Source organism: Streptomyces sp. NPDC050546 (genome assembly GCF_044457425.1).
Classification (GTDB): Bacteria; Actinomycetota; Actinomycetes; order Streptomycetales; family Streptomycetaceae; genus Streptomyces.
Map to the genome: position 1 here is coordinate 271048 of NZ_JBITGX010000006.1, position 25698 is coordinate 296745.

The 25698-nt window shown below is 69.8% G+C and carries 19 protein-coding genes and 1 tRNA gene; 12 read left to right on the forward strand and 8 right to left on the reverse strand.

Features of this window, described 5'->3' with window-relative positions:
* Positions 1 to 62: 62 nt before the first annotated feature.
* On the reverse strand, positions 63 to 1565 hold the full coding sequence (gene rpsA / locus ACIBK5_RS17320) for a 30S ribosomal protein S1 (protein WP_399020468.1): 1503 nt from the start codon (positions 1563 to 1565) through the stop codon (positions 63 to 65).
* A gap of 314 nt (positions 1566 to 1879) precedes the next feature.
* On the opposite strand from rpsA, the gene ACIBK5_RS17325 reads away from it, so the two are divergent.
* A complete protein-coding gene (locus ACIBK5_RS17325) occupies positions 1880 to 2767 on the forward strand; it encodes a class I SAM-dependent methyltransferase (protein ID WP_399020470.1) in 888 nt (295 codons plus the stop codon).
* 16 nt (positions 2768 to 2783) lie between these two features.
* Complete coding sequence (hrpB, locus tag ACIBK5_RS17330) at positions 2784 to 5336, forward strand: ATP-dependent helicase HrpB (protein WP_399020472.1); 2553 nt, start codon at positions 2784 to 2786, stop codon at positions 5334 to 5336.
* Here hrpB and ACIBK5_RS17335 read toward each other — a convergent pair.
* From ACIBK5_RS17335 to ACIBK5_RS17345, 3 genes are all read right to left on the reverse strand, one after another.
* A complete protein-coding gene (locus tag ACIBK5_RS17335; RefSeq protein ID WP_399020474.1) occupies positions 5326 to 6318 on the reverse strand; it encodes a DUF3068 domain-containing protein in 993 nt (330 codons plus the stop codon). The two genes, hrpB and ACIBK5_RS17335, sit on opposite strands and share 11 nt — an antisense overlap.
* Before the next feature lie 25 nt (positions 6319 to 6343).
* Positions 6344 to 6478 carry an SPW_0924 family protein gene (locus ACIBK5_RS17340; RefSeq protein WP_184596728.1) on the reverse strand — a complete coding sequence of 45 codons (135 nt, stop codon included), beginning with the start codon at positions 6476 to 6478 and terminating at the stop codon, positions 6344 to 6346.
* Positions 6479 to 6616: 138 nt separating this feature from the next.
* Entirely contained in the window at positions 6617 to 8362 is a 1746-nt protein-coding gene (locus ACIBK5_RS17345; protein ID WP_399020476.1) for a lytic transglycosylase domain-containing protein, read from the reverse strand.
* Between the two features lie 314 nt (positions 8363 to 8676).
* Between ACIBK5_RS17345 and ACIBK5_RS17350 the strand changes: the two genes are divergently transcribed.
* Entirely contained in the window at positions 8677 to 9534 is an 858-nt protein-coding gene (locus ACIBK5_RS17350) for a DUF4184 family protein (protein ID WP_399020478.1), read from the forward strand.
* Here ACIBK5_RS17350 and ACIBK5_RS17355 read toward each other — a convergent pair.
* On the reverse strand, positions 9452 to 9910 hold the full coding sequence (locus ACIBK5_RS17355) for a hypothetical protein (RefSeq protein WP_399020481.1): 459 nt from the start codon (positions 9908 to 9910) through the stop codon (positions 9452 to 9454). The genes ACIBK5_RS17350 and ACIBK5_RS17355 overlap by 83 nt on opposite strands.
* A gap of 333 nt (positions 9911 to 10243) precedes the next feature.
* Positions 10244 to 12970: a DNA polymerase I gene (gene polA, locus ACIBK5_RS17360; RefSeq protein ID WP_399020483.1), complete on the reverse strand. Its 2727-nt coding sequence runs from the start codon at positions 12968 to 12970 to the stop codon at positions 10244 to 10246.
* Positions 12971 to 13183: 213 nt separating this feature from the next.
* On the opposite strand from polA, the gene ACIBK5_RS17365 reads away from it, so the two are divergent.
* The 7 genes from ACIBK5_RS17365 (at position 13184) to ACIBK5_RS17395 (ending at position 22336) form a co-directional block, all read left to right on the forward strand.
* Positions 13184 to 15466 (forward strand): FdhF/YdeP family oxidoreductase, encoded by a 2283-nt coding sequence (locus ACIBK5_RS17365; protein ID WP_399020485.1) that lies wholly within the window; start codon positions 13184 to 13186, stop codon positions 15464 to 15466.
* Between the two features lie 57 nt (positions 15467 to 15523).
* Entirely contained in the window at positions 15524 to 16012 is a 489-nt protein-coding gene (locus ACIBK5_RS17370) for a PaaI family thioesterase (RefSeq protein ID WP_399020487.1), read from the forward strand.
* Positions 16013 to 16634: 622 nt separating this feature from the next.
* On the forward strand, positions 16635 to 17864 hold the full coding sequence (locus ACIBK5_RS17375; protein ID WP_399020820.1) for a branched-chain amino acid ABC transporter substrate-binding protein: 1230 nt from the start codon (positions 16635 to 16637) through the stop codon (positions 17862 to 17864).
* A gap of 138 nt (positions 17865 to 18002) precedes the next feature.
* Entirely contained in the window at positions 18003 to 18932 is a 930-nt protein-coding gene (locus ACIBK5_RS17380) for a branched-chain amino acid ABC transporter permease (RefSeq protein WP_399020489.1), read from the forward strand.
* A 4-nt stretch (positions 18933 to 18936) separates the two neighbouring features.
* Complete coding sequence (locus ACIBK5_RS17385; RefSeq protein ID WP_399020491.1) at positions 18937 to 20751, forward strand: branched-chain amino acid ABC transporter permease; 1815 nt, start codon at positions 18937 to 18939, stop codon at positions 20749 to 20751.
* Positions 20752 to 20756: 5 nt separating this feature from the next.
* Positions 20757 to 21623, forward strand: coding sequence for an ABC transporter ATP-binding protein (locus ACIBK5_RS17390; protein WP_215122117.1), 867 nt, complete (start codon positions 20757 to 20759; stop codon positions 21621 to 21623).
* Positions 21620 to 22336 carry an ABC transporter ATP-binding protein gene (locus tag ACIBK5_RS17395; RefSeq protein ID WP_399020493.1) on the forward strand — a complete coding sequence of 239 codons (717 nt, stop codon included), beginning with the start codon at positions 21620 to 21622 and terminating at the stop codon, positions 22334 to 22336. Before ACIBK5_RS17390 ends, ACIBK5_RS17395 begins: the two co-directional genes overlap by 4 nt.
* Before the next feature lie 68 nt (positions 22337 to 22404).
* Here ACIBK5_RS17395 and ACIBK5_RS17400 read toward each other — a convergent pair whose 3' ends face one another.
* The gene (locus ACIBK5_RS17400) at positions 22405 to 23061 is read right to left on the reverse strand and encodes an ANTAR domain-containing response regulator (RefSeq protein WP_399020495.1); all 657 of its coding nucleotides are present in this window, start codon (positions 23059 to 23061) and stop codon (positions 22405 to 22407) included.
* Between the two features lie 103 nt (positions 23062 to 23164).
* Between ACIBK5_RS17400 and ACIBK5_RS17405 the strand changes: the two genes are divergently transcribed.
* Both ACIBK5_RS17405 and ACIBK5_RS17410 read left to right on the forward strand, forming a co-directional pair.
* Positions 23165 to 23239 (forward strand) — tRNA-Leu (locus ACIBK5_RS17405).
* Positions 23240 to 23346: 107 nt separating this feature from the next.
* Positions 23347 to 24093: a transcriptional regulator gene (locus ACIBK5_RS17410; RefSeq protein WP_399020497.1), complete on the forward strand. Its 747-nt coding sequence runs from the start codon at positions 23347 to 23349 to the stop codon at positions 24091 to 24093.
* A gap of 3 nt (positions 24094 to 24096) precedes the next feature.
* On the opposite strand, the gene pyk is transcribed toward ACIBK5_RS17410, so the two are convergent.
* The gene (pyk, locus tag ACIBK5_RS17415) at positions 24097 to 25518 is read right to left on the reverse strand and encodes a pyruvate kinase (protein WP_399020499.1); all 1422 of its coding nucleotides are present in this window, start codon (positions 25516 to 25518) and stop codon (positions 24097 to 24099) included.
* Between the last annotated feature and the right edge of the window lie 180 nt (positions 25519 to 25698).

The following is a 25698-nucleotide window of genomic DNA, read 5'->3' on the forward strand; positions in this document are numbered from 1 at the left end:
ACTGAGGGCCCGCACCTCGAAGGGTGCGGGCCCTCAGTCAGGAGCTACAGCTCATTGGGCGTTCAGCTCTGCCCACCGGCCAGCTTCTCGCGAAGCGCGGCAAGCGCCTCGTCCGAAGCCAGCGCGCCGGAGTTGTCCGGGCCCTCGGAGGAGTACGAACCGCCACCACCGCTCGCGGCCGGAGCCGCACCCGCGGTGTCCCCGCCCTCGGCCGCGGCAGCGGCGTCGGCCTCGCGGGACTTGATGACCTGGGCCTGGTGCTGCTCGAAGCGCTGCTGCGCCTCGGCGTACTGGCCCTCCCACGCCTCGCGCTGGGTCTCGTAGCCCTCGAGCCAGTCGTTGGTCTCGGGGTCGAAGCCCTCGGGGTAGATGTAGTTGCCCTGGTCGTCGTAGGACGCGGCCATGCCGTACAGGGTCGGGTCGAACTCGACCGTGGCCGGGTCGGCACCGAAGGCCTCGTTGGCCTGCTTCAGCGAGAGGCTGATGCGGCGACGCTCGAGGTCGATGTCGATGACCTTGACGAAGATCTCGTCGTTGACCTGGACGACCTGCTCCGGGATCTCCACGTGGCGCTCGGCCAGCTCGGAGATGTGGACCAGACCCTCGATGCCCTCGTCCACGCGGACGAACGCACCGAACGGAACCAGCTTCGTGACCTTGCCGGGCACGACCTGGCCGATCTGGTGGGTGCGGGCGAACTGCTGCCACGGGTCTTCCTGGGTCGCCTTCAGCGACAGGGAGACACGCTCGCGGTCCATGTCGACGTCGAGAACCTCGACGGTGACCTCCTGGCCGACCTCGACAACCTCGGAGGGGTGGTCGATGTGCTTCCAGGACAGCTCGGAGACGTGGACCAGACCGTCGACGCCACCCAGGTCCACGAAGGCACCGAAGTTGACGATCGAGGAGACGACGCCGGAACGGACCTGGCCCTTCTGGAGGGTCGTGAGGAACGTCTGGCGGACCTCGGACTGGGTCTGCTCCAGCCAGGCACGGCGGGACAGGACCACGTTGTTGCGGTTCTTGTCCAGCTCGATGATCTTGGCCTCGAGCTCCTTGCCCACGTAGGGCTGGAGGTCGCGGACGCGGCGCATCTCGACCAGGGAGGCCGGGAGGAAGCCACGGAGGCCGATGTCGAGGATGAGACCACCCTTGACGACCTCGATGACGGTACCGGTGACGATCCCGTCCTCTTCCTTGATCTTCTCGATGGTGCCCCAGGCACGCTCGTACTGGGCGCGCTTCTTCGAGAGGATCAGGCGGCCTTCCTTGTCCTCCTTCTGGAGAACAAGGGCCTCGATCTCGTCACCGACGGCGACGACCTCGTTGGGGTCGACGTCGTGCTTGATCGAGAGCTCGCGGCTCGGGATAACGCCTTCGGTCTTGTAACCGATGTCGAGCAGGACCTCGTCCCGGTCGACCTTCACGATGACGCCGTCGACGATGTCGCCGTCGTTGAAGTACTTGATCGTCTCGTCGATCGCGGCGAGGAAGGCTTCCTCGTTACCGATGTCGTTGACCGCAACCTGCGGGGTCGTTGCGGTGGTCTCGGTGCTGCTCGTCATGTGGGAAAGGGCTCCGGTACGGACATTGAAGTCGTAGGTACTGCTACGCCGGAGCCCGTTTCGCTCTGCAGAAGCCGGACAGCCTAGGAAGCGCCACACCGAACAACTGGTGGCGCCTCGACAACCGAGGGGACATACATACAGATGCGAGCGCAGCCTGCTACGTCTGAGGTGCGCAGGCCCGCAGCGCAACTTGTAGCATACGGGGGCAGCCGGGCAGGGTCAATGCGCGAAGCCTCCCACCGGGGGCGGATCGCCGCATAACCGGCACAAGTCCAGTCTTCCGAGGCCACGCGGGCCCTACGGGACCCCTCGTGAAGCCGCCGGAGCGGGCTGGACGGAAGAGTACGACGAGGGAGCCGATCATCCAAGAGCCCGAAGCGTCCGAATCCGAGGCGACCCGGCGTGCCGCCGGGGTCACGGAGAGCTCCCGCGCGAATCGTGGGTGGTGGGACCGCAACGCGGACGAGTACCAGGTCGAGCACGGCACGTTCCTCGGCGACGACCGGTTCGTGTGGGGGCCCGAGGGCCTCGACGAGGTGGAGGCCGAGTTGCTCGGCCCGCCGGAGGATCTGAAGGGCAAGGACGTCCTGGAGATCGGCGCGGGCGCGGCGCAGTGCGCGCGCTGGCTGGCCGGCCAGGGTGCCCGGCCGGTCGCCCTGGACATCTCGCACCGGCAGTTGCAGCACGCGCTGCGCATCGGCGGGCCGTTCCCCCTGGTGTGCGCCGACGCCGGTGCGCTGCCGTTCGCGGACGGCTCGTTCGACCTCGTCTGCTCGGCGTACGGAGCCCTGCCCTTCGTGGCCGACCCGCGTCTGGTCCTGCGGGAGGTGCACCGGGTGCTGCGGCCCGGGGGACGTCTCGTCTTCTCGGTGACGCATCCGATCCGCTGGGCCTTCCCGGACGAGCCGGGGCCGGAGGGGCTGTCGGTGTCGGGGTCGTACTTCGACCGCACGCCCTACGTCGAGCAGGACGAGAAGGGCCGCGCGGTCTACGTCGAGCACCACCGGACGCTCGGCGACCGGGTCCGGGACGTCGCGGCGTCGGGCTTCCGCCTGGTGGACCTTGTGGAGCCGGAGTGGCCGGCCTGGAACACGTCCGAGTGGGGCGGTTGGTCGCCGCTGCGCGGGAACCTGATCCCGGGGACGGCGATCTTCGTGTGCGAGCGAAGCGAGACGGGGGCACCCCCGGCCGGAGGCTGAGGGAGAGACTGAGTGCGTGATCCGCTACGACGCTCTGGACGCCCTGCCCGTACGTGGTGCCCTGCCCGCCCTCGGCGACGCGCTGGAGGGGCACGGCACCGCCGTCCTCGTGGCGCCGCCCGGCACCGGCAAGACGACCCTGGTGCCATTGGCCCTCGCGGGGCTGCTCGACGAGGGCCCCGAGCGGCGGGTGATCGTGGCCGAGCCGCGGCGGATCGCGGCCCGGGCGGCGGCGCGGCGGATGGCGTGGCTGCTGGGTGAGAAGCCCGGCGGGAGTGTCGGCTACACCGTGCGCGGGGAACGGGTCGTCGGGCGGCACACGCGCGTGGAGGTCGTGACGACTGGTGTGCTGGTGCAGCGGTTGCAGCGGGACCAGGAGCTGACCGGTGTCGACGTGGTGGTGCTCGACGAGTGCCACGAGCGTCATCTGGACGCGGACACGGCGGCGGCGTTCCTGTGGGACGTACGGCAGACGCTGCGGCCCGGGCTGCGGCTGGTGGCCGCCTCGGCGACGACCGACGCGCAGGGGTGGGCCGCGCTGCTGGGCGACGCGCCGGTGGTGGAGGCCCGGGGGGCGGCATATCCGGTGGAGGTGGTGTGGACGCCGCCGGTGCGGCCCGTACGGCCGCCGCACGGTATGCGTGTCGATCCGGCGCTGCTGACGCATGTGGCGTCGGTGGTGCGGCGGGCACTGGCCGAGCGGGACGGGGACGTGCTGTGTTTTCTGCCGGGCGTGGGCGAGATCGCCCGGGTGGCCGGGCAGCTCGGGGGCCTTGGGGACGTCGATGTGCTGCAGGTGCACGGGCGGGCGCCGGCCGCCGTGCAGGACGCGGTGCTCGCCCCGGGTGAACGGCGGCGGGTCGTGCTGGCCACGTCCGTGGCGGAGTCGTCGTTGACGGTGCCGGGCGTGCGGGTCGTCGTGGACTCGGGGCTGGCGCGTGAGCCGCGGGTCGACCACGCGCGCGGGTTGAGCGCGCTGACGACGGTACGGGCGTCGCAGGCCGCCGGGCGGCAGCGGGCGGGGCGGGCCGGGCGTGAGGCGCCGGGGGCGGTGTACCGCTGCTGGACGGAGGCCGAGGACGGGCGGCTGCCGCGTTTTCCTTCGCCGGAGATCAAGGTGGCCGACCTGACGGCGTTCGCGCTTCAGGTGGCGTGCTGGGGGGATCCTGACGCGTCCGGGCTTGCGTTGCTGGATGCGCCGCCCTCCGGGGGTATGGCGGCGGCGCGTGAGGTACTGGGCGTTGTCGGGGCCGTCGACTCCGTCGGGCGGGCGACTGAGCGGGGAGTCGCCCTGTCGCGGCTGGGGCTGCATCCGCGGCTGGGGCGGGCGTTGCTCGACTCCGTGCCGTTCGTGGGGGTCGATCGGGCCTCGGAGGTGGTCGCCTTGCTGAGCGAGGAGGCGCCTCGGGAGTACGGCGACGATCTGGCGAGTGCGTTGCGTCGTGCGCGGCGTGAGGGTGACGCCTATGCCACGCGGTGGCGTCGCGAGGTCCGGCGGCTGCGGGCCGTCGGCTCTGAGATGTCCCACCCACCCACGCGTAACCGCCCTCCAGAGGCAGAGGGAAAGACGGAGGCCGAGGCGTGGGCGGATGCCTCGGAGGACCGGCGGGTCGGGCTCGTCGCCGCTCTCGCCTATCCCGAGCGCGTCGCAAGGGCCGACGGTGGGTCGTGCCTCATGGTGTCCGGGACCCGGGCCGAGATGGGCGAGGGCAGCGCGCTGCGAGGGGCCGGCTGGGTCGCCGTCGCCGTGGCGGACCGGCCCGTCGGCAAGGGGCACGCGCGTGTGCAGTCGGGCGCCGTGGTCGACGAGGGGATCGCCCGGCTCGCCGCGGGGGCGCTGCTGGACGAGGGGGACGAGGTGTGCTGGGACGGTGGGGACGTCGTGGCGCGGCGGGTGGAGCGGCTGGGGGCCGTGGAGTTGGCCGTGCGGTCGCTGAAGGACGCCGATCCCGGGCTCGTACGGGGCGCGCTGCTGGACGGGCTGCGGCGGGAGGGGCTCGGGTTGCTGCGGTGGTCGGCGGATGCCGAGGTCCTGCGGCAGCGGCTCGCCTTTCTGCGGCTGCACCTCGGTGAGCCCTGGCCCGATGTCTGCGACGAAGCGCTCCACGCGCGCGCGGAGGAGTGGCTGGAGCCGGAGCTGAGCCGGGCGCGGCGGCGGGCCGATCTGGGACGGATCGATGCCGGCCAGGCGCTCGCCCGGCTGCTGCCCTGGGCCTCCGGCGAGGCCGGGCGGCTGGACGAGCTCGCCCCGGAGCGGATGGCCGTGCCGAGCGGGTCGAGGATCCGCGTCGACTACTCCCGGCCCGAGCAGCCCGTGCTCGCGGTGAAGTTGCAGGAGATGTTCGGGCTTCAGGAGTCGCCCCGGGTCGCCGGGGTGCCGCTGCTCGTGCATCTGCTGTCCCCGGCCGGGCGGCCGGCCGCCGTCACCGCTGACCTCGCCTCGTTCTGGCGGGACGGCTACAAGGGCGTGCGGGCGGAGCTGCGCGGGCGGTATCCGAAGCATCCGTGGCCCGAGGACCCGGCGGGTGCCGAGCCGACCCGGTACACCAACTCCCGGCTCAGGCGCTGACCTGTGACGGCTCCTCGGCCGCTGCCGGGGCCGGGCCGGCGGGGCGGCGGCCGCGGGCCTCCAGGTACAGCGCGAGGGCCAGCAGAAGGACGCCGAGGGTGAGGGAGCCCCACGGCAGGTAGGACGTCATCAGCAGGATGAGCAGGCGCTGGGACTTCACCAGGTCGACCGTGTGCGTGATGTAGTCCTCGCGCATCTTCACGTGGCCGGCGAACGCCGTCACCTTGTCGCGGTCGCCGAGGAGGGCGCCGCCGCGCAGTTCCTCCTTGTGGAGCTCCTCGCCGTAGACGGGGGCGCCGGTTAGGGGCTCGACCCAGAACTTGCGGACCGTGGTGTACCAGCGGGTCGTGCCCGTCTGGGCGACCGACTCCGGGGTGAGGCCCTTGACGGGCAGCGTCTTCGGGATCTTCACCTTGGTCCAGGGGATGGTCTGCTCGAAGTAGTAGACCTCCAGGCCACGGAAGGTGCGGGTGTCCTGGTAGTGGATGGGGGCGGTGACGCGGGCCTGGGCGTCGAAGTACTGATAGGCCCGTTTCTCCGTGAGGAAGGGCCATTTGAACTCGATGCCCTCGCGGCGCACCGGGTCGCCGTCGACCGACTCGCCGGTGGCGTGGACGGGCTCCTGGGTGTGGGCGTCGAAGATGTAGCGCTCGGGGATCTTCGACACCATCTCGCCGTCGGGGCCGACGACGTAGGACAGGCCGTCCCAGACGACGACGTCCCGGCCCGCCGACTCCTCGATCCTCTCGGAGGCCTCCACATTGCCCTTGAGGGTCTGCACGATGGTGACCTTGGGGACCTTCTTCGCCCGCATCGTGCCGTAGTCCAGGAGGGTGGCGTCGCGGGCCTCCAGGACCATGTCCTGGTACTGGTTCGCGGGGACCTTGGCGAGGCGCGGGAAGGCGTACCAGCGCAGCAGCGGGGACAACGCCGTGCAGAACACGGCGAGGGCGAGCAGGATCAGAGCGGCCTTGCGACGCATCTCGGCCTCCGTCCCGGGCGGGCGGTCAGGGGTGTGCGGGCACCGTCGTCAGCAGCGGCTTCGGGGACGTCCCGCCCGAGGGGGAGCCGAGGGCGGTCAGCGTCAGGACCACGGCGAACGCGACGGCGAGACCGGTGGCGGCCGCGACAAGAGTGCGCATACGGGGGCCTCCCCACCGTCGAGCTGATACACCGTCAGGTTTCTCGGCACCGTAGCAACGCGCGGCGGAGATGAGAACACGTTGCACACACAACGACGCCCCTCCTTCAAGAGGGGCGTCGTCCGTACTACCTGAGAACTAGGCGCTGGGGCTCGCGGACGGGCTCGGCGAGGACGTCTCGGCCGCCGCCACGGTCAGTTCGACGGTGAGTGTCGCTCCGCCCGCGGTGCTGATGCGCAGCAGGAACGTGCCGGTGGTGTCGTCCGCGTACAGCTTCGGCAGCTTCAGCAGGCCCTTCGCGTCCGTCTTGAGGGCCTTCAGGGTGCGGACGGCCTTGCCGTCGGCGTCCTTGAAGTAGGGGCCCTTGTCGGCGGCGGTCGGGTCGTCCGCCGACTTGATCAGTGTGGCGGTGGCCGCGACGCCGTCGGCGACGGCGCCCTTGTATGTGGCCTTCACCTCGACCTGGTCGGCGAACTCGCCGCCCGGGGCGCAGGTCAGCGCGGCGTCACCGGTGCGGGCGAGGGCGTCGGCTGCGCGTTCGGTGACGGTGGCCGTGTAGTCGAGGCCGGCGACCGTGCGGCCCACGACGGTGGCGCGGACGGTGATCTCACCCGTCTTCTCCCCCGCCTGGAGAGCGGGTGCGACGGCGACGCCGGAGCTGTTGGTGGCGACCGTGGCCACGTTCTCGCCGCCGGTGAAGGTGGTGTCCGTACCGCCGATGATCGTGAAGCGGACCCTTACCTTGCCGACGGCCTTGCCGGCCTTCGTCTCGGCGCGGGTGCTGATCCGCTTGGTGAACGCGTCACCGGCCATGGCGGTGAGCTTGGCGGTTCCGGCGTCCTCCAGGTGGTCCACCGTGTCGGTGTTCGTGGGAGGCGTCGAGGGGGGCGTGGTCGGGGTGCCGCCGGGGTCGGTGGGCGGCTTCGGGGTCGTCGAGCCGCCGCCGGGCTTCTCGGGCTTGGGGCTGGGCTTGGGCTTCGAGCCGCCCGGAGCCGGGGTGGTCGGCGTGCTCGGTGTGCTCGGCGTGGAGGGCGAGGGGCTCGCCCCGGCCCCGTCGTCGCTGCGGTTGCCGGGCAGCGTGCCGGTGCCGTCGGGGATCTCGTGCGTGCCCTTGCGGTAGTACTCCACCCAGCGCATGACCAGGTTCAGGTAGTCCCGCGAGTTGTTGTAGCTGAGGATCGCGCGGTCGAGGTCGTTCTGGTCGGACAGGTCCCAGTCGAAACGGCACAGGTAGTGGCCGGCGGCGAGCGCCGCGTCGTAGATGTTGTTGGGGTCCTTCTCGCCGTCGGCGTTGCCGTCACGGCCCGCCCACTTCCAGGTGGACGGGATGAACTGCATGGGCCCGACGGCCTGGTCGTAGGAGCTGTTGCCGTCGTAGGCCCCGTCGTCGGTGTCCCTGATGAGGGCGAAGCCGTTGCCGTCGAGCTGCGGGCCGAGGATGGGCGAGAGGGTCGTGCCGTCGGCGGCGACACGGCCGCCGCGGGCCTGGCCCGACTCCACCTTGCCGATGGCGGCGAGGAGTTGCCAGGGCAGGTTGCAGCCCGGCTTGGCCTCGTTCAGCGCGGTCTCGGCCTTCTTGTAGGCGTCGAGGACGGTCGCGGGGATGCCCGCCTCGGTGGCGCCGGGGGCCGCGGGGCCGGTGCCGGCGCTCGGGGACGGGTTCGGGCTCTTGAGCGGCGGCAGGTCCGTGTAGTACGGCGAGTTGCCGGTGGCGCTGCCGTCGGAAGCACTCGCGTCGGGTGAGGGCGTGGCGTCCGCCGCGGTCTGTCTGCCGTGGTCGTTCACGCCCGGAGCCTGGGAGGCGGACAGCGCCGCGACCGCTACCGCGGCCACGGCGGTGGTTGCCGCCCCCTTGCGCAGCCTCCTGCCGAATTGCGCCGCCATAGAGTGAACCCCTCCCGTGGACGCCCCAGCGCCCGTCTCTGCCTGTCGCGCACTTCTGTTGCGTTCGCGCTCTTCTGTTGCGTTCGCTCTGTTGTGACGATCGACCGGCCCGAGTGGTTGCCCTCCGGCTGTCATGTCTCTCGCCCCGGCACGGTGACCCTGGCGACCCTACGGCAACTTGCTTTGCTCGGGCACCCGTTCGTGCCCGGTTTTCACCGGTTGGTCATGCGGCGAGCGTGGCGGGCTGCCGATGTTCGGCATCCCGCATACTGGGCGGTCCGATCGCCTGGCAACGACCGTCACTAGGAGCAGAGTTGCCGTTCACGCTGAGCCACGCGGCAGCCGTACTGCCCGCCGTACGCACCGACGGGACCGGCCGGGGCCCGCTGGTGCCCGCCGTCCTCGTGGCGGGTTCCTTCGCGCCCGACATGACCTACTACGCGGCGAGTGTGCTGTCCGGTGCGATGGAGTTCGGTGACGTCACGCACGCGTTCTGGGGGGTGTTCACGGTCGATGTGCTCATCGCCTGGGCGCTGGTGGGGCTCTGGCTGCTGATGCGCGAACCGCTGGTGGCGCTGCTGCCGCGGGCTCGGCAGGGGCGGGTGGCGGCCCTGGTGCGATGCGGGGCGCCACGCGCGCGTGTGACGCCCTCACTGGTGGCGCGGTGGTACGTGTCGGCGGTGCTCGGCGCGCTGACGCACGTCGTGTGGGACGCCTTCACACACCTCGACCGGTGGGGGATGCGGCTGTTTCCGGTGCTGGGCCGTGAGGTGGCGGGCTCGCCGCTGTACTGGTACCTGCAGTACGGCGGTTCGGCGGTGGCGGCTGTGGTGATCGCCGTGTTCGTGGTGCGCGCGCTGCGAGGGGCGCCGGTGCGTGAGCCGGTGGGGATCCCGGTGCTGGCGGCACGGGACCGCTGGGCGGCCGGTGCCGTGATCGGCGGCTTCGCGCTGCTGGGGGCGGTGCAGCGGGCGGCGCGGTGGTGGGCCTACTGGGGGTCGGCCGCGAAGCCGTGGGAGATCATTCCGACGGTGTGCTTCGGTGCGGGGGCGGGCCTCGTCCCGGCGCTGCTGCTGTACGCCGTGGCGGTCAGGGCGCGGCGCCCGGTTCCGGACCCCGGCGGTCCTGACCGTGCCGGCGATACGGAGCCGAGCCGTCCGGCCGCTCGCTGAGGGGCTCGGTGGTCGCGATGTACACCGTGATGGTGGTGTGCGCGGGGCGCGGCCGTGGCAGCAGGGTGAGGACGAGGGTCAGGTAACCGCGGGCCCGGTCGGACCAGGCCCGGAGAGGGGTGGCTCCGCCGGTTTCGCCGGGTGTCCCGGGACCGCCGGGCAGGTCGCCGGGCTCCGAGAGAACAGTAGGCAGGCCGGCGGAGCCGGTGGACCGGCGTCCGAAGGCCAGGCGGTTACGGAGATCCGCCGTCGTCCGGCGCAGGGCCGTGGCGAGGGTCGCGGGGACGCGGAGCGTGCTTGAGTCGGCCGCGTAGACCCGGACCGGCGGAAGTGCCACGCCTGGTGCCGTGCGGCCGAGGAGCGTGCGTATACCCATGCCCGCATCTTGGCGACGGTCGTGAGCGGGGGCGCCTTCACGGGGGCCACGCGAGTGATGGTCTTGGTGAGGGTGGGCCCAGGGCGGGCCGGGCTCGGCTGGGGCGGGTGCCCGGATGAGGTCGGGACCGGTGGGACCGGGGTGGGGACCGGGGTGGGACCGAGCCAGGGCCGATACCTCGGCGGAGGCGGGACGGAGCCGGGGCGGCCTTCTCCGGCCGCCCGAAGAGCCCCGGCCCCGAAGCACCACCCCACCCCTGCTCCCTGCCCGGCCCGACGCGACCCGGCCCGGCCCGACGCGACCCGACCCAGCCCGGTCCAAGCAGCGCAGCGCCTAGTGCGCCGCCGACTCCCAGTCCGCGCCCGCGCCCACCGAGACGCCCAGCGGTACGCGGAGGTGAACCGCGTTCGCCATCTCGCGGCGGACGAGTTCCTCAGCTGCCGCGCGCTCCCCCGGGGCGATCTCCAGCACGACTTCGTCGTGCACCTGGAGCAGCATCCGGGACTCCAGTCCGGCCTCCTTCAGCGCGCCGCCCACCTTGAGCATGGCGATCTTCACGATGTCGGCCGCAGTGCCCTGGATGGGCGCGTTGAGGGCCATCCGCTCCGCCGCCTCACGGCGCTGGCGGTTGTCGCTGTTGAGGTCGGGGAGGTAGCGGCGGCGCCCGAAGAGCGTCGCCGTGTAGCCCGTGGCCCGGGCCTCGTCGACCGCGCGGCGCAGATAGTCCCGTACGCCGCCGAACCGCTCGAAGTAGGCGTCCATCAGGGCGCGGGCCTCCGCCGCCTCGATGTTCAGCTGCTGGGAGAGGCCGAAGGCGGACAGCCCGTAGGCCAGGCCGTAGGACATGGCCTTGATCTTGCGGCGCATCTCGGCGTCCACCGCGGTCGGCTCGACCGCGAAGACCTGGGAGGCGGCCGTGGTGTGCAGGTCCTCGCCCGAGGTGAAGGCCTCGATCAGGCCCTCGTCCTCGGAGAGGTGGGCCATCACGCGCAGCTCGATCTGGCTGTAGTCGGCCGTCATCAGGGACTCGAAGCCCTCGCCGACGACGAAGCCGCGGCGGATGGCGCGGCCCTCGTCGGTGCGGACCGGGATGTTCTGCAGGTTCGGGTCCGTCGAGGACAGCCGGCCGGTGGCGGCGACCGTCTGGTTGAAGGTGGTGTGGATCCGGCCGTCCGCGGCGATCGTCTTGATCAGGCCCTCGACGGTGACGCGGAGCTTGGCCTGCTCACGGTGGCGGAGCATGATCACCGGCAGCTCGTTGTCCGTCTGGCCGGCGAGCCAGGCGAGGGCGTCGGCGTCCGTGGTGTAGCCGGTCTTCGTCCGCTTCGTCTTGGGCAGGGCCAGCTCGCCGAAGAGGACTTCCTGGAGCTGCTTGGGCGAGCCCAGGTTGAATTCACGCCCGGCCGCCGCGTGGGCCTCCTTCACGGCCTGCTGGACGGCGCCGGCGAACATCTGCTCCATGGCCTCCAGGTGAGCACGGTCGGCCGCGATGCCATGCCGCTCCATGCGGGCGAGCAGCGCGGAGGTGGGCAGCTCCATGTCGCGCAGGAGATCGGCGGCGCCGACCTCCTCCAGACGGCCCTCGAAGGCCTGGCCCAGGTCGAGGACGGCACGGGCCTGGATCATCAGGGCCTCGGCCTCGGCGCCCTCGTCCGCTCCGAAGGCGAGCTGGCCGTCGGCAGCGGCGGCGGGGGTCAGCTCGCGGTGCAGGTACTCGAGGGACAGCGCGTCCAGGTCGAAGGAGCGGCGGCCCGGCTTGACCAGATAGGCGGCGAGCGCGGTGTCCATGGTGACGCCCTCGACGCTCCAGCCGTGCTCGGCGAAGACCCGCATGGCGCCCTTGGCGTTGTGGAAGGTCTTGAGCCGGTCGGCGTCGGCGAGCCAGGTGGCGAAGGCCGTCTCGTCGGCCTCGTCCAGCTGGGAGGGGTCGAACCAGGCGGCCGGTCCGCCGGGCGCGGCGAGCGCGACCTCGGCGACCGAGCCGGTGCCGAGCGCCCAGGTGTCGACCGTGGCGATACCGAGGGGCCCGGTGGCGTGCTCGGTGAGCCAGCCGGTCAGCTCGCCGGTGGCCAGCACGGTGCCGTCCAGCTGCACGCCCTCGGTGCTGACCGGCGTGGTCTCGGCCTCCTCGGCGCCGGGGTCGACGGCGAAGAGCCGCTCGCGCAGCGAGGGGTTGCGGATCTCCAGGGTGTCCAGGACCACCGCGACGGCCGTGCGGTCGTAGGCGGCCCGCTCCAGGTCGGCGACGCCCTTGGGGAGCTCCACCTGTCGCTCCAGCTCGGTGAGCCGGCGGTTGAGCTTGACCGCCTCGAGGTGGTCGCGGAGGTTCTGGCCGGCCTTGCCCTTGACCTCCTCGACGCGCTCGACGAGGTCCGCGAAGGAGCCGAACTGGTTGATCCACTTCGCGGCGGTCTTCTCGCCGACGCCGGGGATGCCGGGGAGGTTGTCGGAGGGGTCGCCGCGCAGGGCCGCGAAGTCGGGGTACTGCGCGGGCGTCAACCCGTACTTCTCGAACACCTTCTCCGGGGTGAAGCGGGTCAGCTCGGAGACGCCCTTGGTCGGGTACAGCACCGTGGTGTGCTCGCTGACCAGCTGGAACGAGTCACGGTCGCCCGTGACGATCAGCACCTCGAAGCCTTCGGCCTCGGCCTGGGTGGCGAGGGTGGCGATGACGTCGTCCGCCTCGAAGCCGTCCACCGCGAAGCGGGCGGCGCCCATCGCGTCGAGGAGCTCGCCGATCAGCTCGACCTGGCCCTTGAACTCGTCCGGGGTCTTGGAGCGGTTCGCCTTGTACTCCGTGAACTCCTGGGACCGCCAGGTCTTGCGGGAGACGTCGAAGGCGACCGCGAAGTGCGTGGGTTCCTCGTCGCGCAGCGTGTTGGCCAGCATCGACGCGAAGCCGTAGATCGCGTTCGTCGGCTGGCCCGTCGCGGTGGTGAAGTTCTCCGCGGGCAGCGCGAAGAACGCGCGGTAGGCCAGCGAGTGCCCGTCCATGAGCATCAGTCGCGGGCGGCTGCCGCCGGAGGTCTTGTCGGTCGTCTTCGATGCTGTCTCTGCCACGCCCCCGATCCTGCCACGCCCCACTGACACTCGGCCCCGCCCCCGACCGACCGCGCGGGCACCGGGCGGGCGTCACCCCCGACCGCGCGGGCACCGGGCGGGCGTCGCCTCCGACCGCGCGGGGCGTCGCCCCGGGCCCGCCCTCACCCGATGTCAGCACCGCGTGGGAGGATCGGAGAGGTAGCTCACAGCGCAGTGGAAGGGGAGCGTGCGATGGCCACGAAGCCGCCCAAGAGTGATCCGGTTCAGGACGCGCCGCAGGTCGCCGGGCCGAAGCACGCGGCAGCGGGCCTCCCCGCGATCGGGCACACACTGCGCATGGCCCAGCAGCAGATGGGCGTGAAGCGCACGGCGCTGACGCTGCTGAGCGTGAACCAGAGGGAGGGCTTCGACTGCCCGGGCTGCGCCTGGCCCGAGCCGGAGCACCGGCACAAGGCGGAGTTCTGTGAGAACGGCGCGAAGGCGGTAGCCGAGGAGGCCACGCTGCGCCGGGTCACGCCCGAGTTCTTCGCCGCGCACCCGGTCGCCGATCTCGCCGGCCGCAGCGGCTACTGGCTGGGGCAGCAGGGGCGCCTCACCCACCCCATGTATCTCCCAGAAGGGGGCACGCACTACGAGCCGGTCACCTGGGAGCGCGCCTTCGGCATCATCGCCGAGGAGGTCGCCGCCCTCGCCTCACCGGACGAGGCCCTCTTCTACACCTCAGGGCGCACCAGCAACGAGGCAGCGTTCCTGTACCAGCTGTTCGCCCGCGAGCTCGGCACGAACAACCTCCCCGACTGCTCGAACATGTGCCATGAGTCGTCCGGCTCGGCCCTTTCGGAGACGATCGGCATCGGCAAGGGCAGCGTCCTGCTGGAGGACCTGTACAAGGCCGACCTGATCATCGTCGCCGGCCAGAACCCGGGCACCAACCACCCGCGCATGCTGTCCGCGCTGGAGAAGGCCAAGACCAACGGCGCGAGGATCATCAGCGTCAACCCGCTTCCCGAGGCGGGCCTGGAACGCTTCAAGAACCCGCAGACCCCGCAGGGCATGCTCAAGGGTGCCTCCCTCACCGACCTGTTCCTCCAGATCCGCATCGGCGGAGACCAGGCCCTCTTCCGCATCCTCAACAAGCTGATCCTCGAAAGGGAGGGCGCGGTCGACGAGGCGTTCGTCCGGGAGCACACGCACGGCTACGAGGAGTTCGCCGAGGCCGCCCGCGCCGCCGACTGGGACGCGACGCTCGCGGCCACCGGGCTGACCCGGAAGGAGATCGAGGACGCGCTGCGCATGATCCTCGCCTCCGAACGCACCATCGTGTGCTGGGCGATGGGTCTCACCCAGCACAAGCACTCGGTCCCCACGATCAGGGAAGTGGTCAACTTCCTCCTCCTGCGCGGCAACATCGGCCGCCCGGGCGCGGGCGTCTGCCCGGTGCGCGGCCATTCGAACGTGCAGGGCGACCGCACGATGGGCATCTTCGAGCGCCCCGCCCCGGCTTTCCTGGACGCCCTGGAGAAGGAGTTCGGCTTCGCACCGCCGCGCGAGCACGGCTACGACGTCGTACGGGCGATCCGCGCGCTGCGCGACGGTGAGGCGAAGGTCTTCTTCGCCATGGGCGGCAACTTCGTCTCGGCGTCCCCCGACACGGAGGTCACCGAGGCGGCGATGCGGCGGGCCCGGCTGACCGTGCACGTGTCGACGAAGCTGAACCGCTCGCACGTGATCACGGGCGCGCGTGCCCTGATCCTCCCGACGCTCGGCCGTACCGAACGCGACCTCCAGGGCAGCGGCGAGCAGTTCGTGACGGTCGAGGACTCGATGGGCATGGTGCACGCCTCCCAGGGCCGGCTGGAGCCCGCGAGCGCGCACCTGCTGTCCGAGCCGGCCATCGTCTGCCGCCTGGCCCGCGGTGTGCTGGGCGAGAACAGCTCCACGCCGTGGGAGGAGTTCGAGAAGGACTACGCGACGATCCGGGACCGGATCGCGCGGGTGATCCCCGGCTTCGAGGACTTCAACGCGCGCGTGACGGGTTCCGCCCGCGGCTTCGCCCTCCCCCACGCCCCGCGTGACGAGCGCCGCTTCCCCACCGCCACCGGCAAGGCCAACTTCACCGCCGCGCCCGTGGAGTTCCCGGAACTGCCCGAGGGCCGCCTGCTGCTCCAGACGCTGCGCTCGCACGACCAGTACAACACCACGATCTACGGCCTCGACGACCGCTACCGGGGCATCAAGAACGGCCGCCGGGTGGTGCTGGTCAACCCCGAGGACGCGGCGAAGCTGAAGCTGGCGGACGGCTCCTACGTCGACCTGGTCAGTGAGTGGAAGGACGGCGTGGAGCGCCGGGCGCCGGGCTTCCGGGTCGTGCACTATCCGACCGCCCGGGGCTGCGCCGCCGCGTACTACCCGGAGACCAACGTGCTGGTACCGCTGGACGCCACCGCGGACACCAGCAACACCCCGGCCAGCAAGTCCGTCGTGGTGCGTCTGGAACAATCGGCCACCGACTGAGCGTTTGCTCAGTCACAGAGCCAGCCGCAGTGACCAGGACGAACGGAGCCCGGCCCCATGGGTGAGCAGCAGCATGTGAAGTTCCCGCAAGAGGTCATCGACGAGTACGCCGCGCTCGGCGTGGACCTCCTGGCCCTGTTCTCCGCGGGCCACCTCGGGACCCGGATGGGCGTCCAGATCCTCGAGGCGTCGGCGGACCGGGTCGTCGGGACGATGCCGGTGGAGGGCAACACCCAGCCCTACGGACTGCTGCACGGCGGGGCCTCCGCGGTACTCGCCGAGACGCTCGGCTCGGTCGGGTCCATGCTGCACGGCGGCAGCTCCAAGATCGCCGTGGGCGTCGACCTGAACTGCACCCACCACCGCGGGGCCCGCTCCGGCCTCGTCACGGGCGTGGCCACGCCCGTGCACCGGGGACGCTCGACCGCCACCTATGAAATCGTCATCACGGACGAAAGCGACAAAAGGGTGTGCACTGCCCGACTCACCTGCATGCTGCGCGACGTGAACCCGGGCGACGAGGCACTGATCCGCGCCGCGCACTGATCCGCACCGAGCGCCGATCCACCCGCAGACACGTTTCAGCCCGCAGACCCGTTCGGCCCGACGCCGCCGCGAGGGAACACCCACGCGGCGGCGTCCGCGCGTAGACACACAGCCGGACCCCTCAACTTCCCCGAAAAGCAGGCAGGTTCCGGTTCACCCCCTGCGACACCGTGGAATTAACTGTTTCCAATTGTTCGGAACTCCCCCTGGACACGAGCCGCGCCTTTCTTTGCGTAACGCTCCGTAACGCGCGCGCAATACAACACCGCGGCCTCCTCTTCGGCCCCGCCCACCCCCGGAACCCTGCCGATCCCGCCCTCGCCACCTGCGCCCCGCCGACCGCACGATCTCGGCCATGGCCAACCGGAAGTGCGGGTTCTCAGAATGCGGACTTCGGAGAAAAACGGCCAAATCCGCTGAGATAGCCCACCGGAGAAGCCGGGCATCCACCGCGTCATAACAAGAAAGTCACAAGCCGTCCCACGCCGCTGACCCTGCCTCCACACCGGGCTTAGAGTCACGGCCAGTCACCGCTCCATCGGGAGTTCGGTACCAGCGCGGCACTACCCCCCGACCAAGGGCGGGCCTGCCTGTGAAAGGACTGATCGTGCGACAGCGTTCCTTGGTGATTCTTACCTCCGTTCTGACGACCGGAGCTCTGACTCTCACCGCCTGCGGGTCCCGAGACGACAGCGGCGACAAGAGCGGAGACAGCGGCGACGGCACCACGCTGACCATCGGCGTCGACGCCCCCCTGTCCGGTGAGAACTCCACCACCGGCCTCGGCATCCAGTACGGCGCCCAGATTGCCGTCGACGACGCCAACAAGAACAACTGGGTCCCGGGCGTGAAGTTCAAGCTCAAGGCCCTGGACGACAAGGCGCAGCCCGCCACCGGCCAGTCCAACGCCACCAGCATCGTCGGCGACAAGACCGCCGTCGGCGCCGTCGGCCCCCTGAACTCCGGCGTCGCCCAGACGATGCAGCAGGTGTTCGCCTCGGCCAACATGGTCCAGATCTCCCCGGCCAACACCAACCCCGAGCTGACCCAGGGCAAGAACTGGCAGACGGACAAGAAGCGTCCCTACAAGACGTACTTCCGCACCGCCACCACCGACGAACTGCAGGGCAGCTTCGCCGCCGGCTACGCGTACAACGGCATGAAGAAAAAGAAGGCCTTCGTCGTCGACGACAAGCAGACCTACGGCGCCGGCCTCGCGAAGATCTTCGCCGAGCAGTACAAGAAGATGGGCGGCAAGGTCGTCGCGACCGACCACGTCAACACCGGTGACAAGGACTTCGGCTCGCTCGCCACGAAGATCAAGAACTCCGGTGCCGACCTGGTCTACTACGGCGGCCAGTACGACGAGTCCGCGCTGATCACCAAGCAGCTCAAGGACACCGGCGCCAAGATCCCGCTGTTCGGCGGCGACGGCATGTTCGCCTCCACCTACATCGAGGCCGCCGGCAAGTCCTCCGAAGGCGACCTCGCCACGGCGATCGGTGTCCCCGCCGACACCCTGCCCGCCGCCAAGCAGTTCATCCAGACGTACAAGGACAAGGGCTACAAGGGCGACTACGGCGCCTACGGCGCCTACGCCTACGACGCCACCACCGCCATCATCAAGGCCGTCAAGGCCGCGGCCGACGCCAACGGCGGCAAGGTGCCCACCGACATCAACGACCTGCGCTCCAAGGTCGTCGACGGTGTCCAGAAGTCCGACTTCGAAGGCCTCACCGGCAAGATCTCCTTCGACGAGTACGGCGACACCACCAACAAGCAGCTGACGGTCTACCAGGTCGAGAAGGGTGCCTGGAAGGACGTGGAGACCGGCACCGCCGACCTGAAGTAGTCCGGCCCGCCACAACGCCGCACCACGGGCCGCGCGGAAGGAAGACCCCGACCGCGCGGCCCGTTTCCACACCCCCCACAGCACACGACCACGCACACATCCAGTGCACACGACCACCAGCGACATGGAGGCCATGCGGTGAACACCCTGCCGCAGCAGCTGGCCAACGGGCTGCTTCTCGGCTCGATGTACGGGCTGATCGCCATCGGCTACACGATGGTGTACGGCATCGTCCAGCTCATCAACTTCGCGCACGGCGAGATCTTCATGACCGGGGCCTTCGGCGCCCTCACGGTCTACTTCTACATCCTGCCCGACGGCACCTCGATGGCCATCGCCGTACCGATGATGCTCATCGGCGGCGCCCTCGTGGCCATCCTCATCGCCGTCGGAGCGGAACGGTTCGCCTACCGGCCACTGCGCGGAGCACCACGCCTGGCACCGCTCATCACCGCCATCGGCCTCTCCCTGGCCCTCCAGGAAGTCGTCCGCAACTTCTACCCCGGCGCCGACCGCGCCCGCGCCTTCCCCGGGCTCGACGCCACCCACGACATCGGCTCCATCACCATCAAGGACGCCGACATCTTCCTGATCCTGGCCGCCGTCGTCTGCATGGCCGCCCTCGCGATCTTCGTGCGCCGCAGCCGGACCGGCCGGGCCATGCAGGCCACCGCGCAGGACCCCGACACCGCACAGCTCATGGGCATCGACACCAACCGCATCATCGTCATCGCCTTCGCCATCGGCGGCTTCTTCGCCGCCGTCGCCGCCGTCGCCTACGGACTCAAGTACGGCAACGTCGACTACCGCATGGGCTTCCTGATGGGCCTCAAGGCCTTCACCGCGGCCGTCCTCGGCGGCATCGGCAACATCTACGGCGCCATGCTCGGCGGCGTCGTCCTCGGCATCGCCGAAACCCTCGCCTCCGCCTACATCGACGAGATCCCCGGCATGCAGCAGCTCGGCGGTCAGAGCTGGGCCAACGTCTGGGCCTTCGGCCTCCTCATCCTCGTGCTCCTCTTCAGACCACAAGGCCTGCTCGGCGAGCGCGTCGCGGACAGGGCGTGACGACATGACCGAGACGACCAAGACCCCCGCCCCGGACGCCGCCCCCACCCCGGCGCCCGCACTCCGAGGCCTCATCCCGCTGCCCACCACGGCCGCCCGCGCCCTGCTCCTCGCCGGCGGCATCGCCACCGCGGCCTCCGCGTACCTCGCCTGGACCTGGACCGACGAGTTCCCCGGCGACCTCACCTTCAACGGCTACCCCGGCGGCCTGCAGTGGCTCACCTTCACCGCCGGTGTCCTCACCGCCCTGTTCGCCCTCGCCTCCTACGGCATCCGCGGACTCGGCTGGCTGCTGCCCGCCCGTAACAACGCGCCGCTCGTCCTCACCGCACTCGGCGGCTTCACCGTCACCTGGTTCACCGTCATCGCCATCAGCGCCAAGCTCGGCGGCGTCGTCAACCTCGAACCCGGCGGCTGGATCGCGGCCATAGCCTCCCTCCTGCCCGTCCTCGGCGCCCTCGCCCTCCCCCAGGAGAAGAGCGGCACCGACGGCACCAAGGAGGCCCTCAAGGCCTACGTCGCCAAGCCCGACCGCATCCCCGCCGCCCAGGCCACCGCGCCCTGGATCCAGCGAGCCGTGATCACGGTCGTCACCATCATCGGCCTCGGCGTCTTCACCTACGGCATCGACACCGAATACGGCGAACTCTTCATCGGCTACCTCTTCGTCGTCACCTTCGCCACGTGGGCCGTGCACACCGCGGGCCTCATGGACCGGTTCTCGTCGCTGATCGCGGCCAACCGCAGCTTCACCCTCGCCATGGGCTTCGCCGCGGCCATCGCCTTCCCCTTCACCCAGACCGACGACCACTACGCCAACATCGGCGTCAACATCCTGATCTTCGGGACCGTGGCCCTCGGCCTGAACATCGTCGTCGGCCTCGCAGGCCTCCTCGACCTCGGATACGTCGCCTTCCTCGGCGTCGGCGCCTACACCGCCGCCCTCGTCTCCGGCTCCGAGTTCTCCACCATCTCCGGCGTCCACCTGCCGTTCTGGGCCTCCGCCCTGGCCGGCGCCGCCGCCTCCCTGGTCTTCGGCGTCCTCATCGGCGCCCCGACCCTCCGCCTGCGCGGCGACTACCTGGCGATCGTGACGCTGGGCTTCGGTGAGATCTTCCGTATCGCCGTCAACAACATGGACGGCGACTCCGGACCCGACGTCACCAACGGCCCCAACGGCATCCCCGCCATCCCCGACCTGAACCTCTTCGGGTTCAACTTCGGCCAGGCCCACGACATCGGCGGATTCACCCTCGGCCGGTTCGCCAACTACTACCTGCTCATGGTGCTGATCATGGCCATCGTGGTCCTGGTCTACACGCGTGCGGCGGACTCCCGCATCGGCCGCTCCTGGATCGCCATCCGCGAGGACGAGACCGCCGCCACCGCCATGGGCATCAACGGCTTCCGCGTCAAGCTCATCGCCTTCGCCCTCGGCGCCGCCCTCGCCGGCCTCGCCGGCACCGTCAGCGCCCACGTCACCTACAGCGTGGTCCCCACGCCGTACCAGTTCGCCGGCTCCACCCCGCCCAACTCCGCGTTCCTCCTGGCCGCGGTCGTCCTCGGCGGCATGGGCACCGTCGCCGGCCCCCTCCTCGGCGCGGCCCTGCTCTACCTGCTGCCCGAGAAGCTGGTGTTCCTCCAGGACAAGTCGCTCCTCGCCTTCGGTATCGCGCTCATCCTCCTGATGCGCTTCCGCCCCGAAGGCATCATCGCCAACCGCCGGCGCCAGCTCGAATTCCACGAGACCGGCCAACTCGACGTACCCAAACAGACCACGCTGACCGACGAACCGGCCGTCACCAAGGCGGGGGCGTAAGAACCATGACCACACCTGTACTCGAAGCACGCGACGTCACGATGCGCTTCGGCGGCCTCACCGCCGTCCGCTCCGTCGACTTCACGGTCAACGCCGGCGAGATCGTCGGACTCATCGGCCCCAACGGCGCCGGCAAGACCACCTTCTTCAACTGCCTCACCGGCCTCTACGTCCCGACGGAGGGAACGGTCTCCTACAAGGGCACCGTCCTCCCCCCGAAGCCCCACCTGGTCACCCAGGCCGGCATCGCCCGCACCTTCCAGAACATCCGCCTGTTCTCCAACATGACGGTCCTGGAAAACGTCCTCGTCGGCCGCCACACGCGGACCAAGGAAGGCCTGTGGTCCGCCCTGCTGCGCGGCCCCGGCTTCAAGAAAGCCGAACGCGCCAGCGAGGAACGAGCCATGGAACTCCTCGAGTTCATCGGCCTCGCCCACAAGCGCGACCACCTGGCGCGCAACCTCCCCTACGGCGAACAGCGCAAGCTGGAGATCGCGCGGGCCATGGCAAGCGAGCCGGGTCTGCTGCTGCTCGACGAGCCGACCGCCGGCATGAACCCCCAGGAGACCCGGGCAACCGAGGAACTGGTCTTCGCCATCCGCGACAAGGGCATCGCCGTCCTCCTCATCGAGCACGACATGCGCTTCGTCTTCAACCTCAGCGACCGCGTCGCCGTCCTCGTCCAGGGCGAAAAGCTCGTCGAGGGCACCTCCGAAGTCGTCCAGGCCGACGAACGCGTCATCGCCGCCTACCTGGGCGAACCCTTCGAAGGCGACCCCGGGGAGGCCGAAGTCGCCGAGGTCGAAGCCGCAGAAGCCGCCGCGGAGGCAGCACCCAGCACCACCAGCAGCACCAAGGGAGAAGCCAAGTGACCGCACTCCTCGAGGTCGAAGACCTCCGGGTCTCCTACGGCAAGATCGAAGCCGTCAAAGGCATCTCCTTCAGCGTCGAAGCCGGCCAGGTCGTCACCCTCATCGGCACCAACGGCGCCGGCAAGACCACCACACTGCGCACCCTCTCGGGACTGCTGAAGCCGACATCCGGAAAGGTCCTCTTCGACGGCAAGCCGTTGAGCGGGGTCCCCGCCCACAAGATCGTCGCCCTCGGCCTCGCCCACTCCCCCGAAGGCCGGCACATCTTCCCCCGCCTCACCATCGCGGAGAACCTCCAGCTCGGAGCGTTCCTCCGCAAGGACAAGGAAGGCATCGAAAAGGACATCCAGCGCGCCTACGACCTCTTCCCCATCCTCGGGGAACGCCGCAAGCAGGCCGCCGGAACCCTCTCCGGCGGCGAACAGCAGATGCTCGCCATGGGCCGCGCCCTGATGTCCCAGCCCAAGCTGCTCATGCTCGACGAGCCCTCCATGGGCCTCTCCCCGATCATGATGCAGAAGATCATGGCCACGATCACCGAGCTCAAGTCCCAGGGCACGACGATCCTCCTCGTCGAGCAGAACGCCCAGGCGGCGCTCTCCCTGGCCGACCAAGGCCACGTCATGGAGGTCGGCAACATCGTCCTGTCCGGCACCGGGCAGGACCTGCTCCACGACGAGTCCGTCCGCAAGGCGTACCTCGGCGAGGACTGACGAGCCGGTCACACGACGAGGCCCGCACCCCGGATGGGGTGCGGGCCTCGTGTGCTGCGCGGGGTTGATCAGCCCTTGCCGGACTTCTTCTCCTCGGCGTCCTCGATGACCGCCTCCGCGACCTGCTGCATCGACATGCGCCGGTCCATCGACGTCTTCTGGATCCACCGGAACGCGTTCGGCTCCGTCAGCCCGTACTCCGTCTGAAGGATCGACTTCGCCCGGTCCACCAGCTTGCGCGTCTCCAGCCGCAGCGTGAGGTCCGCGACCTCCTTCTCCAGCTCCTTCAGCTCCGTGAACCGCGAGACGGCCATCTCGATCGCCGGTACGACGTCGGTCTTGCTGAACGGCTTCACCAGGTAGGCCATCGCACCGGCGTCCCGGGCCCGCTCCACGAGGTCGCGCTGCGAGAACGCGGTCAGCATCAGCACCGGCGCGATGCTCTCCTCGGCGATCTTCTCGGCCGCGGAGATACCGTCCATCTTCGGCATCTTCACATCGAGAATCACGAGGTCCGGCCGGTGCTCGCGGGCCAGCTCCACGGCCTGCTCCCCGTCCCCGGCCTCACCGACGACGGTGTACCCCTCCTCCTCCAGCATCTCCTTGAGATCGAGCCGGATCAGGGCCTCGTCCTCGGCGATGACGACACGGGTCGTCAGCGGAGGCACGTGCGACTTGTCGTCATCGGGCACGTCAACAGGCTGGGGCGACTCGGGGGCGCTCACGTGGGCTCCTTGGTACGGGGCAGGCCGGTACTGCTCCCAAGAGCGTACCTAGCTGCGGTATGGTGGTCAGGCAGTGGGTCGAGGTAATCCTTCGATTCCCTGGGCCCCGGTAGCCCAATTGGCAGCAGGCAATGGATTCAAAACCCATACAGTGTCGGTTCGAGTCCGACCCGGGGCACTTTTCCTTCTTTTCCAAGGTCACCATTTGCAAGCGGATGTCCACGTTCTCGTGAACATCCGCTTTTTGCTGTGTGTCGCCATGACCGCACTCTCACAGTGGCTTTCATGTACGACCTCCGCACGCGCAAGCGGGCACTCGCACTGGTGGCCCAGGGCCGCAGCCTGAACTCAGTGAGCCACGAAACGGGCATCTCACGGGCCGCGATCCGTTCCTGGCAGGACCGCCTTGAGCCGCTGCCCCGAATGACGCTTCCAGACGCCGGGCCCCCTGCAGATGAGTGCGCGTATGCCTACCTGCTCGGCCTCTATCTCGGCGATGGCTGCATCAGCGGCCACCCTCGCAGCACCGGGTACTACCTGAGGATCGCGTGCGCGAACTCATGGCCTGGCCTGATCGACGCCTGCGAGATCGCGATGCGCGCCATCAACCCGACGGGGTGCGCTTCCCGCACGCAGGCTCAGGGATACGTCTCGGTGGTCAGCTACAGCAGGCACTGGCCAAGACTCTTCCCGCAGCATGGCCCCGGCGTGAAACACGAACGCCGGATCGCGCTCGAGCCATGGCAACAAGCCATCGTCGACGCCCACCCCTGGGAGTTCATCCGCGGGCTCATCCACTCCGACGGCTGCCGGATCATCAACTGGACGACCCGGATCGTCGGCGGTGAGCGGAAGCGCTACGAGTATCCGCGGTACTTCTTCACCAACCTCTCGGCCGACATCATCCGCCTCTTCACCACGACACTGGACCAGGTGGGTGTCGACTGGAAGCAGACCAACGCACGCAACATCTCCGTCGCCCGCAAGGCCTCCGTAACCCTCATGGACGCCCACGTCGGGCCCAAGTACTGACGGCTACTCGGCGATGTGGTGGACGCGGACCAGGTTCGTGGAGCCGGAGACGCCGGGAGGGGAGCCTGCTGTGATGACGACCGTGTCGCCCTTGCGGCAGCGGCCGTAGCGGAGGAGGAGTTCGTCGACCTGGTCGACCATCGCGTCGGTGGAGTCGACGCAGGGGCCGAGGAAGGTTTCGACGCCCCAGGTCAGGCTGAGCTGGGAGCGGGTGGCCTGGTCGGGGGTGAAGGCGAGGAGGGGGATCGGGGAGCGGTAGCGGGAGAGGCGGCGGGCCGTGTCGCCGGACTGGGTGAAGGCGACCAGGAAGCGGGCGCCGAGGAAGTCGCCCATCTCCGCTGCCGCCCGGGCCACCGCTCCGCCCTGGGTGCGGGGCTTGTTGTGTTCGGTGAGCGGCGGGAGGCCTTTCGCCAGGATGTCCTCCTCCGCCGCTTCGACGATGCGGGCCATGGTGCTGACCGTTTCGACGGGGTGTTTGCCGACGCTCGTTTCGCCGGAGAGCATCACCGCGTCGGTGCCGTCGATGACGGCGTTGGCGACGTCGGAGGCTTCCGCGCGCGTGGGGCGGGCGTTTTCGATCATCGAGTCGAGCATCTGGGTGGCGACGATGACGGGTTTGGCGTTGCGCTTGGCCAGTTTGATCGCGCGCTTCTGGACGATAGGGACCTGTTCCAGTGGCATTTCGACGCCGAGGTCTCCGCGGGCGACCATGATGCCGTCGAACGCGGCGACGATTTCTTCGATGTTCTCGACGGCCTGGGGTTTCTCGACTTTGGCGATGACGGGGAGGCGGCGGCCTTCCTCGTCCATGATGCGGTGGACGTCCTGGATGTCGCGGCCGCTGCGGACGAAGGAGAGGGCGATGACGTCGGCGCCGGTGCGCAGGGCCCAGCGGAGGTCGTCCTCGTCCTTCTTGGAGAGGGCGGGGACGGAGACGGCGACGCCGGGGAGGTTGAGGCCCTTGTGGTCGGAGATGACGCCACCCTCGATGACCGTGGTGCGGACGCGGGGGCCGTCGATCTCGGTGACTTCGAGGCAGACCTTGCCGTCGTCGACGAGGATGCGTTCGCCCGGGGTGACGTCGGTGGCAAGGCCGGCGTAGGTGGTGCCGCAGATGCGACCGTCGCCTTCGATGCCTTCTTCGACGGTGATGGTGAAGGTGTCGCCGCGTTCAAGGAGTACGGGGCCTTCGGTGAAGCGGCCGAGCCGGATTTTCGGGCCTTGAAGGTCGGCGAGGACGCCGACGCTGCGGCCGGTCTCGTCGGCGACCTTCCGTACCCGGTGGTAGCGCTCCTCGTGCTCGGCGTGGCCGCCGTGGCTGAGGTTGAATCGGGCGACGTCCATTCCGGCGTCGACCAGGTCTTTGATCTGGTCGTACGAGTCGGTGGCGGGCCCCAGTGTGCAGACGATCTTTGCTCGGCGCATAAGGGTGAGCCTATGAGTTACTGACCGGTAGAGAATTGGTCGTGGGTGACTACTCAACAGACTTTGAATGAAGCGCTATGGCCAAGTGTTGAATTGTGCGGCAGGGCGCTCCGATGAGCGCCAGGAATCCGCGACAGGAATCTCGGTGGCAGGAATCTTTCGGTCGCGTTTTCGAAATGG

Excerpts from the sequence above, each read along its gene's own strand:
- rpsA (WP_399020468.1), bottom strand. The coding sequence starts at position 1,565 with ATGACGAGCAGCACCGAGACCACCGCAACGACCCCGCAGGTTGCGGTC.
- ACIBK5_RS17335 (WP_399020474.1), bottom strand. The coding sequence starts at position 6,318 with ATGCGTCGCAAGGCCGCTCTGATCCTGCTCGCCCTCGCCGTGTTCTGC.
- ACIBK5_RS17340 (WP_184596728.1), bottom strand. The coding sequence starts at position 6,478 with ATGCGCACTCTTGTCGCGGCCGCCACCGGTCTCGCCGTCGCGTTCGCC.
- ACIBK5_RS17345 (WP_399020476.1), bottom strand. The coding sequence starts at position 8,362 with ATGGCGGCGCAATTCGGCAGGAGGCTGCGCAAGGGGGCGGCAACCACC.
- ACIBK5_RS17355 (WP_399020481.1), bottom strand. The coding sequence starts at position 9,910 with ATGGGTATACGCACGCTCCTCGGCCGCACGGCACCAGGCGTGGCACTT.
- ACIBK5_RS17365 (WP_399020485.1), top strand. The coding sequence starts at position 13,184 with ATGGCCACGAAGCCGCCCAAGAGTGATCCGGTTCAGGACGCGCCGCAG.
- ACIBK5_RS17370 (WP_399020487.1), top strand. The coding sequence starts at position 15,524 with ATGGGTGAGCAGCAGCATGTGAAGTTCCCGCAAGAGGTCATCGACGAG.
- ACIBK5_RS17385 (WP_399020491.1), top strand. The coding sequence starts at position 18,937 with ATGACCGAGACGACCAAGACCCCCGCCCCGGACGCCGCCCCCACCCCG.
- ACIBK5_RS17390 (WP_215122117.1), top strand. The coding sequence starts at position 20,757 with ATGACCACACCTGTACTCGAAGCACGCGACGTCACGATGCGCTTCGGC.
- ACIBK5_RS17410 (WP_399020497.1), top strand. The coding sequence starts at position 23,347 with ATGTACGACCTCCGCACGCGCAAGCGGGCACTCGCACTGGTGGCCCAG.
- pyk (WP_399020499.1), bottom strand. The coding sequence starts at position 25,518 with ATGCGCCGAGCAAAGATCGTCTGCACACTGGGGCCCGCCACCGACTCG.